Source organism: Colwellia echini, assembly GCF_002843355.2.
GTDB classification, from domain to species: Bacteria; Pseudomonadota; Gammaproteobacteria; order Enterobacterales; family Alteromonadaceae; genus Colwellia; species Colwellia echini.
In genome coordinates this window covers 1-738 of the sequence record NZ_PJAI02000080.1, presented here as the reverse complement: position 1 = coordinate 738, position 738 = coordinate 1, and the positions used below count along the sequence as shown (strand labels likewise).

Genomic DNA, 738 nt, shown 5'->3' with positions numbered 1-738 from the left:
TAGATGACAGCAATGCTGCGGTACAAGCGTTACCAGACGGTGAAACCTTAACCGACACGATCACCTTTACTAGTGACGATGGCACCACTGAGACACAAACCATCACCATCACGGGTAGCAATGATGCGGCGGATATCACAGTTACTGCAAGTGACACATTAGTGACTGAAGATGATGCGAGCAACAACACCGCAACAGGCACCGTGTCTGTTAGTGATATTGATACCGGCGAAGGGACTTTAGTGAGCAGTACTGCGAGCTACGGCACGGTTGTGGTTGATGGCACAGGTGTATGGGAATACAGCTTAGATGACAGCAATGCTGCGGTACAAGCGTTACCAGACGGTGAAACCTTAACCGATAAGATCACCTTTACTAGTGATGATGGCACCACTGAGACACAAACCATCACCATCACGGGTAGCAATGATGCGGCGGATATCACAGTTACTGCAAGTGACACAAGCGTGACTGAAGATGATGCGAGCAACAACACCGCAACAGGCACAGTGTCTGTTAGTGATATTGATACCGGTGAAGGGACTTTAGTGAGCAGTACTGCGAGCTACGGCACGGTTGTGGTTGATGGCACGGGTGTATGGGAATACAGCTTAGATGACAGCAATGCTGCAGTGCAAGCACTACCGGCAGGCCAAACCTTAGTTGATACCATCACTTTCACCAGTGACGATGGCACCACTGAGACACAAACCATCACCATCACGGGTAGCAATGATG

General features: G+C 49.7%; 1 protein-coding gene. It reads left to right on the top strand.

Annotated elements, in window-relative coordinates:
• The coding region (locus tag CWS31_RS17350) for a VCBS domain-containing protein (protein WP_211355865.1) at positions 1-738 on the top strand (738 nt) is incomplete at both ends.